A 12,928-nucleotide genomic window follows, 5' to 3' on the forward strand; every position below is an offset into this window, starting at 1 on the left:
GTGATCGAGGCTCGTCATCTCCGCGTCCTGCGCGCCGTCGCCACCACCGGCTCCTTCTCGGCGGCCGGGCGCGAACTGGGCTGCACCCAGCCCGCCGTCAGCCAGCAGATGAAGGCCCTGGAGGCATCGGTCGGCACCCCGCTGCTGGTCCGCAACGGACGCGAGATGCGCCTCACCCAGGCCGGCGAGGCCCTCGTCCGGCACGCCTCCGGCATCCTCGCCGGGCTCACCGCGGCCGAGGAGGAGGTCGCCGCCATCGCCGGCCTGCGCGCGGGCCGGGTCCGGCTGGTCTCCTTCCCCAGCGGCAGCTCCACGCTGGTCCCGACGGCCCTGGCCGCCCTGCGCGCCGCCCACCCCGGCACCCGGGTCTCACTGGAGGAGGCCGAGCCCCCGAAGTCCGTGACCCTGCTGCGGGAGGGCGACTGCGACCTCGCCCTGGCCTTCCGTTACGAGGGCGCCGCGGTCGCCGAGGACTGGGACGACCTCGTGGTACGCCCCCTGCTGACGGACCGCCTGGTCGCCCTGGTGCCCGAACGGCACCGGCTCGCGCGCGCGGAGAGCGTCGCCATCGGCGAGCTGGCCCAGGAACCGTGGATCGCGGGCTGCCCGCGCTGCCGCGGCCAGCTGGTCGAGGTGTGCGAGGGGGCCGGGTTCACCCCGCGCATCGACTTCGCCACCGACGACTATCCCGCCGTGGTCGGGCTGGTCGGCGCGGGTCTCGGGGTCGCCGTGCTGCCCCGGCTGGCCGTGGAGTCGGTACGGCCGCGAGGCGTGCGCGCGGTACGGCTGGAACCGGCGGTACGACGCGAGATCGTCGCCCTGACCCTGCCCGACCTGGCCCAGGTGCCGGCGGTGGCGGCGACGCTGGAGCAACTGGCCCGGGCGGCCGGGCGGATGTAGCGGCCGGGCGCGTACGGCGGCCGGGGCGCGCGGACGGGGCACGGTGCCGTCGACACGGGCGCGCGGAGGGGCCACGGGACGGTCGACACGGGCGCGCGCGCGTGGACGGGCACGGCGCGCCGTCGGCGCGGGCGCGCGACCCTGCGCGGGACGGGGGACGCACCCGGTCGGCGAACCCGGCCTAAAGAAACGTTCCTTCAGTGATCCTGAGCGGTGTCCCCGCTGGTGGTGGAGGCGGTCACCAGCCGGTTGCGCGCCCGCCCCATCAACTCCTCGCGCTCGTCCTCGGTCAGGCCGCCCCAGACGCCGTACGGCTCGCGCACCGCCAGCGCGTGCGCCGCGCACTCCGCGCGGACCGGGCACCTCATGCAGACCTCTTTGGCCGAGTTCTCGCGAGCGCTCCGAGCCGCCCCGCGCTCGCCCTCCGGGTGGAAGAAGAGCGAGCTGTCCACGCCGCGGCAGGCAGCCAGCAGCTGCCAGTCCCACAGGTCCGCGTTCGGTCCGGGAAGGCGGGAGAAATCTGCCATTACGTGACCCCTTGTCGCCGATCTGGGCGGGTACGGTGCCAACGACCGTACATCTCCGGTCTAAGGAGATGAAAATATGACTCATTGCGAATCTAGCCCCGGACACTGCGAAACGGGAAGAAAAGGGGCCAAATGGGTCATAGGTTGTGATGAAAAGTTGAGAGTCCGACGAGCATGTCTGCACCGTGTCCGTCCCCTCACATAGAGTGCCGAAGACGGCACGCGGGCCCGTAACTCTTTCGAGTGACCGTCGTTGAGAGTGCGGAGGCGGTTGAAAGAACAAGCGCTCGGGCAGGCGTCCGAGACGGTCGACCGCACAGGTGACGATTCCGTACCAGCCTGGAGGCTCAAGGTGACGCGCATCAGCTGCGGAGGGCGGTCATGACATCCGTCCTCGTCTGCGACGACTCCCCGCTTGCCCGAGAAGCGCTCCGCCGCGCGGTCGCGACCGTGCCCGGTGTCGAGCGTGTGACGACGGCGGCCAACGGCGAGGAAGTCCTCCGCCGCTGGGGCGCCGACCGCTCCGACCTCATCCTGATGGACGTGCGCATGCCCGGTCTGGGCGGCGTCGAGACCGTGCGCCGGCTGCTCTCCGCCGACCCCGGCGCGCGCATCATCATGCTCACCGTCGCCGAGGACCTGGACGGCGTGGCCCTCGCGGTCGCCGCCGGCGCCCGTGGCTACCTGCACAAGGACGCCTCGCGCGCGGAGCTGCGGGCCACCGTGACCCAGGCGCTCGCCGACCCGACCTGGCGGCTCGCCCCGCGCCGGCTGCGCTCGGCGGAGATGGGCGCGGCGCCCACCCTCACCGCGCGCGAGATCCAGGTCCTGGAAGGCATGAGCCACGGCCGCTCCAACGCCGAGATCGGCCGCGAGCTGTTCCTCTCCGAGGACACGGTCAAGACGCACGCCCGCCGACTGTTCAAGAAACTGGGTGCCTCCGACCGCGCCCACGCGGTGGCCCTCGGGTTCCGCTGGGGCCTGGTCCGCTGACCCGCCGGGGCCGCCGCTCCGGGTGACGGGCCGGGCTTGACGCCCGGGTGGCGGGCCGGGGCCCGGCCACCCCGGCCGAGGTGCGGCCCGGGCTGCCCGCCCGTCGTGCCGGTCGCGGGTATCCGCGGCCGGGGCGTCCGAGCGGGTCGCGCCCCGTGGGTGTCCGGTCGGGTCATGCCTGGACCCGCCTGGTCCTGGCCAGGTGCGCCTGGACTCGCCTGGTCTTGTTCCGGCGTCCGGTCTGCCTGCCTGCCGTCGCCGCCCCGGTGGCGGCCGTGTCCGAGTTCACGTCGGTGCACGATCCCGCCGTACGGATCGCCGCCGTACGCACCGTCGTTCACCCCGGCGGGCGTACGCGCGTTACGGCGCGCGTGGCGCCCGGAAGTGGTGCTCCGGCGCAGGTGGGCGCCCCCGGCGCGGGGTGTCCGGCCGATCGGCGTACGCTCTGCCGGGCCCCCGGAAGGGCGCGCGCAAGGCGGCCCGCCGGACGCGCGATGCTCGTTTCGGCGCGGATGCCGCATCCTTGAGATGTGGAGTCTCTCGGGGACGAGTCGGTCGAGCGGAAGGGGAGGGCGCAGGGGATGAGTGCCGGCGCACCTGCTCATAACGCTTCGGTGCACAACCACGAGCACGATGCGACGGACCGCGCGGCCACAGGGCACCATGGACCGATGCGCGACGACGAGGCGGGCACGGCCCCTGGGGCGATCGGTGCGCTCGTGCATCGTGCCGTCGACGGGGACGAGCAGGCCACGCACGACCTGCTGGCCCGGGTGCACCCGCTGGCGCTGCGCTACTGCCGCACCCGGCTGTCCCGCCTCCCCGGCGACGCCCGCCACTTCGTGGAGGACCTCGCCCAGGAGGTCTGCGTCGCGGTCCTGCTCGCGCTGCCGCGCTACCGCGACACCGGCCGGCCCTTCGAGGCGTTCGTCTTCGCCATCGCCTCCCACAAGGTCGCCGACCTCCAGCGCGCCGCCATGCGGCACCCGGGGTCGACGGCGGTGCCGTCCGACGAGATGCCCGAGCGGCCCGACGACTCCCTCGGCCCGGAGGAGCGCGCCCTGCTCAGCAGCGATGCCGAGTGGGCCAAGAAACTGCTGGCCAACCTCCCGGAGAACCAGCGGGAACTGCTTCTGCTGCGCATCGCCGTGGGCTTGACCGCGGAGGAGACCGGGCAGATGTTGGGAATGTCACCCGGGGCGGTCCGCGTGGCCCAGCACCGGGCGCTGAGCCGTCTCAGGGCGCTCGCCGAGCAGTAATCCCCCTGGACGGAGCCGCCGTAGCCCCGTCCCCGCATACGCGCACCCACGGTTTCGTACGAAGATACGAAGCCTGAAGCGAGCCGTTACCGTGGAATTTGCTAGCGATGCTTCCCGTTAGCATGGACATCCGCACCGATCAAGGCCATTTGGGGAAGGTGTCATGACTGCCAACGTCGACGGAGTGCCCGGTAAATTCGCGACACTCGGGCTGACCTACGACGACGTGCTGTTGCTGCCGGGCCCGTCGGACATGGCGCCCGACGAGATCGACACCACCTCGTACGTCTCCCGCAATGTGCGGGTCAACATCCCGCTGCTGTCCGCCGCCATGGACAAGGTGACCGAGTCCCGCATGGCGATCGCGATGGCCCGCCAGGGCGGTGTCGGTGTCCTGCACCGCAACCTCTCCATCGAGGACCAGGCCAACCAGGTCGACCTGGTGAAGCGCTCCGAGTCCGGCATGGTGACCGACCCGATCACCATCCACCCGGAGGCCACGCTCGCCGAGGCCGACGCGCTGTGCGCCAAGTTCCGCATCAGCGGCGTCCCGGTGACCGACGGCGACAAGCGGCTCCTCGGCATCGTCACCAACCGTGACATGGCCTTCGAGAGCGACCGCAGCCGCCGCGTGCACGAGGTCATGACCCCGATGCCGCTGGTCACCGGCAAGGTCGGCATCTCCGGCCCGGAGGCCATGGAGCTGCTGCGCAAGCACAAGATCGAGAAGCTGCCGCTGGTCGACGACGAGGGCATCCTCAAGGGCCTGATCACCGTCAAGGACTTCGTCAAGGCGGAGCAGTACCCGAACGCCGCCAAGGACGCCGAGGGCCGCCTGCTGGTCGGCGCGGCGGTCGGTGTGGCCGGTGACGCCTTCGAGCGCGCCCAGGCCCTGATCGAGGCCGGTGTCGACTTCATCGTCGTGGACACCGCGCACGGCCACTCCCGGCTGGTCGGCGACATGATCGCCAAGATCAAGTCGAACTCCTCCGGCGTCGACGTCATCGGCGGCAACGTCGCCACCCGCGACGGCGCCCAGGCCCTGGTCGACGCGGGCGCCGACGGCATCAAGGTCGGTGTCGGTCCCGGCTCCATCTGCACCACCCGCGTCGTCGCCGGCGTCGGCGTGCCGCAGGTCACCGCGATCTACGAGGCCGCGCTCGCCGCCAAGGACGCCGGTGTCCCGGTGATCGGCGACGGCGGTCTGCAGTACTCCGGCGACATCGCCAAGGCCCTGGTCGCGGGCGCCGACACGGTGATGCTCGGCTCGCTGCTCGCGGGCTGCGAGGAGTCCCCGGGCGAGCTGCTGTTCATCAACGGCAAGCAGTTCAAGTCGTACCGCGGCATGGGTTCCCTCGGCGCCATGCAGTCCCGTGGCGACCGCCGGTCCTTCTCCAAGGACCGCTACTTCCAGGAGGGCGTCGCCTCCGACGAGCAGCTGATCCCCGAGGGCATCGAGGGCCAGGTGCCCTACCGCGGCCCGCTGTCCTCCGTCGTCCACCAGCTCGTCGGCGGCCTGCGCCAGTCGATGTTCTACGTCGGCGGCAGGACCGTGCCCGAGCTCCAGGCGAACGGCCGGTTCGTGCGGATCACCTCGGCGGGCCTGAAGGAGAGCCACCCGCACGACATCCAGATGACGGTCGAGGCACCGAACTACAGCGGCAAGAAGTGACGCGCGCGCAGGTGTGAGGCTCTTCGAGGGCGGCTCCGGACGACTCCGGGGCCGCCCTCGCCGCATGGGTGGGGGGTCGCCGGCACAGCCGTCGGCGATACTGGAAGACGCTGAAACGCATCAGGGAAAGGCCAAGACGTGACTGAGATCGAGATCGGGCGCGGCAAGCGCGGCCGCCGGGCGTACGCCTTCGACGACATCGCCGTCGTCCCCAGCCGCCGTACGCGGGACCCGAAGGAGGTCTCGATCGCCTGGCAGATCGACGCCTACCGCTTCGAGCTGCCGTTCCTGGCCGCCCCCATGGACTCCGTGGTCTCCCCGGCCACCGCGATCCGCATCGGTGAGCTGGGCGGCCTCGGCGTGCTGAACCTCGAGGGCCTGTGGACCCGGTACGAGGACCCGCAGCCGCTGCTGGACGAGATCGCCGAGCTGCCCGCCGAGCAGGCGACCCGCCGCCTCCAGGAGATCTACGCGGCGCCGATCAAGGAGGAGCTGATCGGCGCCCGCATCAAGGAGGTGCGCGACGCCGGTGTGGTCACCGCCGCCGCGCTCTCCCCGCAGCGCACCGCCCAGTTCTCCAAGGCCGTGGTGGACGCGGGCGTGGACATCTTCGTGATCCGGGGCACCACGGTGTCGGCGGAGCACGTGTCGTCCTCGCACGAGCCGCTGAACCTCAAGCAGTTCATCTACGAGCTGGACGTGCCGGTGATCGTCGGCGGCTGCGCCACGTACACCGCCGCGCTGCACCTGATGCGCACCGGTGCGGCCGGTGTGCTGGTCGGCTTCGGCGGCGGCGCCGCGCACACCACGCGCAACGTCCTCGGCATCCAGGTCCCGATGGCGACGGCCGTCGCCGACGTGGCCGCGGCCCGCCGGGACTACATGGACGAGTCCGGCGGCCGGTACGTGCACGTGATCGCGGACGGCGGTGTCGGCTGGTCCGGCGACCTGCCCAAGGCGATCGCCTGCGGCGCCGACGCCGTCATGATGGGCTCCCCGCTGGCCCGCGCCACCGACGCGCCCGGCAAGGGCCACCACTGGGGCATGGAGGCGGTCAACGAGGAGCTGCCCCGCGGCAAGAAGGTGGGCCTCGGCACGGTCGGCACGATCGAGGAGATCCTCACCGGTCCGTCGCACACCCCGGACGGTTCGATGAACTTCTTCGGCGCCCTGCGCCGCGCCATGGCCACCACCGGCTACAGCGAGCTGAAGGAGTTCCAGCGGGTCGAGGTCACGGTGGCGGACAGCCAGCACCGGCGGTAGTCGCCGGGCGGTCCCCGCGACGCCTGAGGGCCGGTCGTCCCGAGTGGACGGCCGGCCCTTTCGCATGCCCGGGCGCTCTTGCCCGGGGGCGCACTGCGTGAAAGGGGGCGCACGGTTGTGTTCGGGGCGAATGTGGGCCGAACGGGCGTAGCGGGCCGGTAATGTCCGTGACCGGCGACCCGAGCTCTCTGGGCCGCCCCCTTCCAAGGATCTGGACCGGGCTCCCGCCGTCGGGGCCCGGCCCGAATTCCAACGCACCGCCCACCGGGCCAATGGGCGGCATCGTGGAAGGGGGCGCCCATGGGACGCCACCGCAAGCCCAACCGATGGGACCGCACTCGCCTTTGGCTGGTGAAGTTCCGGAGGAGGTGGATCTTGCGGATCTTCGGATGGTGAGCGGCCACCCCCACGAGAGATAGGGGTGGACACTCCGTGATCCATCCAGGAGCCTGCCGCAGTGGCCGCTGCGGTGGGCTCCGCCCTTTCGGATGGTGAGCGGCCACCCCTAAAGGGCATAGGGGTGGACACTCCGTGATCCATCCAGGAGCCTGCCGCAGTGACCCCTGCGGTGGGCTCCGTCTGTCCCCAAGGTACCGGCGGGGAATTTCCGACGCCACCAGTCCCCGGCCCCCGCACCCCCGCGCGCCCCCCTTCACAACCGGTGCGCCGCCCCCGTGGGTGTGGCGCCCCGGGTGTCGAGCAGCAGCTGGGCCTTCACCGACAGGCCCTGCAAGTCGTACGTGCGGTGGTGCTGGAGCAGGATCGTGAGGTCGGCGTCGGCGGCGGCCTCGTAGAGGGAGTCGGCGCGCGGGACCGGGCGGTCCAGGACGTTCCAGGCGGGCACGTACGGGTCGTGGTAGCTCACGGACGCGCCGAACTCCATCAGCCGGACGGCGATCTCCCGCGCGGGCGTGCCCTGGAGGTCGGCGAGGTCGGGCTTGTAGGTGACGCCGAGCAGCAGCACCCTGGCCCCGCGCGCGGACTTGCCGTGCTCGTTCAGGAGCGTGGCGGCGCGCTGGACGACGTACCGGGGCATCCGGCTGTTGACCTGCTGGGCCAGTTCGACCATGCGCAGGGTGCGGGTCGCGTGCCCGGTCAGGTCCTGGGCGGCGCCGTGCCCGCCGACACCGGGGCCCGGCCGGAACGCCTGGAAGCCGAAGGGCTTGGTCTCCGCGCACCGGATGACGTCCCACAGGTCCACGCCCAGCTCGTGGCAGAGCACGGCCATCTCGTTGACCAGCGCGATGTTCACGTGCCGGTAGTTGGTCTCCAGCAACTGCACGGTCTCCGCCTCGCGCAGTCCGCGCGCGCGGACAACTTTGTCGGTGAGCCGGCCGTAGAACGCGGCGGCGGACTCGGTGCAGGCGGGGGTGAGGCCGCCGATGACCCTCGGGGTGCAGGCGGGCGTGTGGGCGCGGCTGCCGGGGTCGACGCGGCTGGGGGAGTAGGCGAGGTGGAAGTCGCGGCCGGCGCGCAGGCCGGAGCCGTCCTCCAGCAGCGGGCGCAGGAACTCCTCCGTGGTCCCGGGCAGGACGGGGGACTCCAGGATGACCGTGGTGTGCGGGCGCAGGTGTGCGGCCAGGGTGCGGGCGGCGGCCTCGACCTGGCCGAGGTCGAGGCCGCCGTCGGCGCCGCGCGGGGTGGGCGCGCAGATCACCGCGGTGCGCACCCGGCCGAGCTGGGCCGGGTCGGTGGCGAGCCGGAAGCCGGCGGAGTGCATCCGGCGCAGCTCCGCGGCGCTGAGCGGGCCCGCCTCGGGGCCGGTGGAGTAGCCGGCGGTGCGGACGCCGGCGGCGACGGCGGCCTGGGCGAGCGGCAGTCCGTAGGGGCCGAGTCCGATGACGGCGAGGTCTGCGGGCATGCGTGGGCCGTCCTTCCCAGTAGCCGAAGCGGGACAGGTGCGCAACCGCTGTGGACAGCAAGTGCGAGCGCACTGACAGACTAGGTACACATATGACCGTTATGTGTGATTGTGTTTGTGTGTCTTGCCATGGGTGTGCGCGAGTTGTCCACAGGTGGGAGGCCCGTGGTGGCTGAAGCGGCGCATCGCGGTCATCATTTGGGCATGAGGAGGGCATGACGGGGCTACGCCCACCGGGTGCGGCCGACGCGAGCGAGTCAGCGACAGCGGGAGGCAGCGGTGAGGACAGCGACACTGGGGCCGGCGCAGCGCGCCGAGGCACTGGCGGCGATGGCGGAACGCGAGCTGGACGTGCTGGTGGTCGGCGGCGGCGTGGTCGGCGCCGGCACCGCGCTGGACGCGGTCACCCGCGGCCTGTCCACGGGCCTGGTCGAGGCCCGGGACTGGGCGTCCGGCACCTCCAGCCGGTCCAGCAAGCTCATCCACGGCGGCCTGCGCTATCTGGAGATGCTCGACTTCGCCCTGGTCCGCGAGGCCCTCAAGGAGCGCGGCCTGCTGCTCGAACGCCTCGCCCCGCACCTGGTCAAACCGGTGCCGTTCCTCTACCCGCTCCAGCACAAGGGCTGGGAGCGGCTGTACGCGGGCTCGGGCGTCGCGCTGTACGACGCGATGTCGATGGCCCGCGGCCACGGCCGGGGCCTGCCGATGCACCGCCACCTGACCCGCCGTCACGCCCTGCGCGTCGCCCCCTGCCTGAAGAAGGACGCCCTCGTCGGCGCCCTCCAGTACTACGACGCCCAGATGGACGACGCCCGCTTCGTGGCCACCCTGGTGCGCACGGCCGCGTCCTACGGTGCGAAGGTGGCCAACCGCGCGCGCGTGACCGGGTTCCTGCGCGAGGGTGAGCGGGTCGTGGGCGCCCGGGTGCGGGACGTGGAGGGCGGCGGGGAGTACGAGATCCGCGCGCAGCAGGTCGTCAACGCCACCGGCGTGTGGACCGACGACACCCAGGCCATGGTGGGCGAGCGCGGGCAGTTCCACGTCCGCGCCTCCAAGGGCATCCACCTGGTCGTGCCCAAGGACCGCATCCACTCCACCACCGGCCTGATCCTGCGCACCGAGAAGTCCGTCCTGTTCGTCATCCCCTGGGGCCGGCACTGGATCATCGGCACCACCGACACCGACTGGGACCTGGACAAGGCCCACCCCGCCGCGTCCAGCGCCGACATCGACTACCTGCTGGAACATGTCAACTCGGTGCTGGCCGTCCCGCTCGCCCGCGACGACGTGCAGGGGGTGTACGCCGGGCTGCGCCCGCTGCTGGCCGGCGAGTCCGACGCCACCAGCAAGCTGTCCCGCGAGCACACGGTCGCCCATCCGGCGCCGGGGCTGGTGGTCGTGGCGGGCGGCAAGTACACGACCTACCGGGTGATGGCCAAGGACGCCGTCGACGAGGCGGTGCACGGCCTGGACATGCGCGTCGCCGACTGTGTGACCGAGGAGACCCCGCTGATCGGCGCGGAGGGCTACCAGGCGCTGTGGAACGCGCGGGCGCGGATCGCCGCCCGCACCGGACTGCACGTGGTCCGCGTGGAACACCTGCTCAACCGCTACGGCTCGCTGGCCGAGGAACTCCTGGAACTCGTCGCCGCCGACCCCGCGCTCGGCGAACCGCTGCACGCCGCCGACGACTATCTGCGCGCCGAGGTGGTGTACGCCGCCTCGCACGAGGGCGCCCGGCACCTGGACGACGTCCTCACCCGGCGCACCCGCATCTCCATCGAGACCTTCGACCGGGGCACCCGCAGCGCCCGGGAGGCGGCCGAGCTGATGGCGCCGGTCCTCGGCTGGGACGCGGACCAGATAGCGCGCGAGGTCGAGCACTACGAGAAGCGGGTGGAGGCCGAGCGCGAGTCCCAGCTCCAGCCCGACGACCAGACGGCGGACGCGGCCCGGCTGGGGGCACCGGACATCGTGCCGCTGTAGGGCCCGCGGTCGCGAGGGCGGAACCCTGACCGAGCCCTGGCCAGGAGTGGCTTGCCGGGGGCTGGTGGGGGGTGTGCCGACGTGCCGCCGGGGCGAGGGGCGGCGCCGGGGGCACCGGTATGGACAGGACTGTCCGAAGCGTCGGCAGACCGGTTCCTCCGCTCTTACGGCCCCTCATCCCGATAAGCGGAACGCCCGCTTCAAGAGGGCTTCCGCAGCGGGGAAGGCGGGGTCCGGCCAGGGGCACCCTGGGCGCCGGGCACTTGCCGGGTGAGAGACAATGGAGGCTCTGTCAGGGCGGGTTGTATGAGGGGACGCATGTCGGAGGCGGAGCGGGCGGGTACATCTCGTCAGGAGACTCGTCAGGACAAGAGCGAACGGCGTCTCCTCGCGGGGCGGTACCGGCTGGGGGATGTGCTGGGCCGCGGCGGTATGGGCACGGTCTGGCGCGCCGAGGACGAGACCCTCGGCCGGACGGTCGCCGTCAAGGAACTGCGGTTCCCGTCGAACATCGACGAGGAGGAGAAGCGGCGCCTGATCACGCGCACCCTGCGCGAGGCCAAGGCGATCGCCCGGATCCGCAACAACAGCGCGGTGACGGTCTTCGACGTGGTCGACGAGGACGACCGGCCCTGGATCGTCATGGAGCTGGTCGAGGGCAAGTCCCTGGCCGAGGTCATCCGTGAGGACGGGGTGCTGAAGCCGAGGCGCGCCGCCGAGGTGGGGCTCGCCGTCCTGGACGTGCTGCGCTCCGCGCACCGGCAGGGAATCCTGCACCGGGACGTGAAGCCGTCCAACGTGCTCATCGCCGAGGACGGCCGGGTCGTGCTCACCGACTTCGGCATCGCGCAGGTCGAGGGCGACCCGTCCATCACCTCCACCGGCATGCTCGTAGGCGCCCCCTCCTACATCGCCCCGGAGCGCGCCCGCGGCCACAAGCCGGGACCGGCGGCCGACCTGTGGTCGCTCGGCGGTCTGCTGTACGCGGCGGTCGAGGGCACGCCCCCCTACGACAAGGGCTCGGCGATCGCCACGCTCACCGCGGTGATGACCGAGCCGCTGGAGGAGCCCAAGAACGCGGGACCGCTGCGGGACGTCATCTACGGCCTGCTGAGCAAGGACCCGGCCAAGCGGCTCGACGACGCCGGTGCCCGGGCCATGCTCAACGCGGTGATCCACGCGCCCGAGCCGGAGCCGATGGACGCCACCCGGGTGGTTCCGCTGCCCGTACAGCCCGGCGGGCCGGACGGCAAGCGGGGCGAGGAGGCCGGGGAGAAGCTGCGCGGCGCGCTGCGCTCGGTGCGCAAGGCGGCGGGCGCGGCCACCGGCGCCGCCACCGCGCGGACCAGGAGCGGGAGCGCGCCGTCCGCGCCGCCCGCTCCCCGCCCGCCGCAGGCTCCGGGCGCGCTGCCGGGCGCCGGCGCGGCTCCGGGTGCCAGGGGTGCCGTCGCAGGTTCCCGGCCCGGTGCCGGCGGTTCCCTCGGCGGGGCGCGGCCCGGTTCCCCCGGTGGGGCGCGGGCGGGTGCCGTAGGGGCGCCCGGGGGCGCCGCGGGGCCGAACTCCAGCGCGAACAAGCCGGCTTCCGGCTGGCCCGTGGTGCCGCCGCCGGACCTGGACCTGCCGCCGCGGCCGGTGCCGAAGGCTCCGCTGACCGATGTGGTGCCCAAGCGCACGCTGGTGGTCATCGTCGCCGTGGTCGTGCTCGCGGTGCTCGGGACCGTGCTGGCCTTCGCCCTGAGCGACAGCGGTGACGACGGCAAGGACAGCGGGGCCAAGCCCGCGGCCGGCGCCGGCGCGTCCGCCGAACAGGACAAGGACGCCGCCAAGGACCCGGACGGCGGGGCGCGGACGGACGGCGCCTCCTCGGCGTCCACCGCCACCGGTGCCGCCGCGGACACCGGCGCGAGCCCGGCCGCCGGCGACCCGGACGGCTCCGGCGGCTCCGCCGCGCCCGAGGCCGAGGACAGCGGGAGCGCGCCGGTCGAGAGCACCCGCAAGGGCGGCCAGGGCTACTCGATCGGGCTGCCCAAGGGGTGGAAGTACCAGACCACCGGCCGGGCCGGGGACCGCTACACCGGTCCGCAGGGGCAGAAGCTGCTCGTCGCCTGGACCGGTACGCCCAAGGACGACCCGGTGGCGGACTGGCGGAACCAGGAGCGGTCCATGGTGCGCCCCCAGTACCACAAGGTCCGTATAGAGAAGGTGGGTTACCGCGGCTGGAACACGGCCGACTGGGAGTTCACCTACGTCGACGACGGCACCAGGCTCCGCACGATCGACCGGGGTTTCGTGGTGAACGACCACCTCGGTTACGCGCTGATGTACACCGCGCGGGACGCCGACTGGCACGGTGACCTGCGCAAGGACACCTGGAAGACGCTGACGGAGTCCTTCCGGCCCAAGTCGTAGGCGGCCCCCGCCGGTTCGGCGCCAAAGAACGCTCCGGTCCGGTGCCTGAGAATCCGTC

Annotated in this window: 9 protein-coding genes; 7 read left to right on the top strand and 2 right to left on the bottom strand. The window is 72.6% G+C overall.

What is annotated here, in order from left to right; all coding sequences use genetic code 11:
• Positions 1 to 900: a LysR family transcriptional regulator gene (locus IE251_RS00705; protein WP_189750948.1), complete on the top strand. Its 900-nt coding sequence runs from the start codon at positions 1 to 3 to the stop codon at positions 898 to 900.
• A gap of 197 nt (positions 901 to 1,097) precedes the next feature.
• Here the strand turns inward: IE251_RS00705 and IE251_RS00710 are convergent, their stop codons facing one another.
• A complete protein-coding gene (locus tag IE251_RS00710; protein WP_030794380.1) occupies positions 1,098 to 1,427 on the bottom strand; it encodes a WhiB family transcriptional regulator in 330 nt (109 codons plus the stop codon).
• Positions 1,428 to 1,808: 381 nt separating this feature from the next.
• Between IE251_RS00710 and IE251_RS00715 the strand changes: the two genes are divergently transcribed.
• From IE251_RS00715 to IE251_RS00730, 4 genes are all read left to right on the top strand, one after another.
• Positions 1,809 to 2,420: a response regulator transcription factor gene (locus tag IE251_RS00715; protein WP_003948568.1), complete on the top strand. Its 612-nt coding sequence runs from the start codon at positions 1,809 to 1,811 to the stop codon at positions 2,418 to 2,420.
• A gap of 671 nt (positions 2,421 to 3,091) precedes the next feature.
• Positions 3,092 to 3,679: a sigma-70 family RNA polymerase sigma factor gene (locus IE251_RS00720; protein WP_030601058.1), complete on the top strand. Its 588-nt coding sequence runs from the start codon at positions 3,092 to 3,094 to the stop codon at positions 3,677 to 3,679.
• Between the two features lie 163 nt (positions 3,680 to 3,842).
• Positions 3,843 to 5,351 (top strand): IMP dehydrogenase, encoded by a 1,509-nt coding sequence (guaB, locus tag IE251_RS00725; RefSeq protein WP_030601055.1) that lies wholly within the window; start codon positions 3,843 to 3,845, stop codon positions 5,349 to 5,351.
• Positions 5,352 to 5,489: 138 nt separating this feature from the next.
• Positions 5,490 to 6,614 (top strand): GuaB3 family IMP dehydrogenase-related protein, encoded by a 1,125-nt coding sequence (locus IE251_RS00730; protein WP_030601053.1) that lies wholly within the window; start codon positions 5,490 to 5,492, stop codon positions 6,612 to 6,614.
• 652 nt (positions 6,615 to 7,266) lie between these two features.
• Here IE251_RS00730 and IE251_RS00735 read toward each other — a convergent pair.
• Positions 7,267 to 8,475 carry a nucleotide sugar dehydrogenase gene (locus IE251_RS00735; protein WP_189750949.1) on the bottom strand — a complete coding sequence of 403 codons (1,209 nt, stop codon included), beginning with the start codon at positions 8,473 to 8,475 and terminating at the stop codon, positions 7,267 to 7,269.
• Between the two features lie 279 nt (positions 8,476 to 8,754).
• Between IE251_RS00735 and IE251_RS00740 the strand changes: the two genes are divergently transcribed.
• Both IE251_RS00740 and IE251_RS00745 read left to right on the top strand, forming a co-directional pair.
• Positions 8,755 to 10,461: a glycerol-3-phosphate dehydrogenase/oxidase gene (locus tag IE251_RS00740; protein ID WP_189750950.1), complete on the top strand. Its 1,707-nt coding sequence runs from the start codon at positions 8,755 to 8,757 to the stop codon at positions 10,459 to 10,461.
• 318 nt (positions 10,462 to 10,779) lie between these two features.
• Positions 10,780 to 12,870: a serine/threonine-protein kinase gene (locus tag IE251_RS00745; RefSeq protein WP_189750951.1), complete on the top strand. Its 2,091-nt coding sequence runs from the start codon at positions 10,780 to 10,782 to the stop codon at positions 12,868 to 12,870.
• The last annotated feature ends 58 nt before the right edge of the window (positions 12,871 to 12,928 follow it).

The organism is Streptomyces eurythermus (assembly GCF_014649115.1).
Taxonomy (GTDB): Bacteria; Actinomycetota; Actinomycetes; order Streptomycetales; family Streptomycetaceae; genus Streptomyces; species Streptomyces eurythermus.

Excerpts from the sequence above, each read along its gene's own strand:
- IE251_RS00710 (WP_030794380.1), bottom strand. The coding sequence starts at position 1,427 with ATGGCAGATTTCTCCCGCCTTCCCGGACCGAACGCGGACCTGTGGGAC.
- IE251_RS00715 (WP_003948568.1), top strand. The coding sequence starts at position 1,809 with ATGACATCCGTCCTCGTCTGCGACGACTCCCCGCTTGCCCGAGAAGCG.
- IE251_RS00720 (WP_030601058.1), top strand. The coding sequence starts at position 3,092 with ATGCGCGACGACGAGGCGGGCACGGCCCCTGGGGCGATCGGTGCGCTC.
- guaB (WP_030601055.1), top strand. The coding sequence starts at position 3,843 with ATGACTGCCAACGTCGACGGAGTGCCCGGTAAATTCGCGACACTCGGG.
- IE251_RS00735 (WP_189750949.1), bottom strand. The coding sequence starts at position 8,475 with ATGCCCGCAGACCTCGCCGTCATCGGACTCGGCCCCTACGGACTGCCG.
- IE251_RS00745 (WP_189750951.1), top strand. The coding sequence starts at position 10,780 with ATGTCGGAGGCGGAGCGGGCGGGTACATCTCGTCAGGAGACTCGTCAG.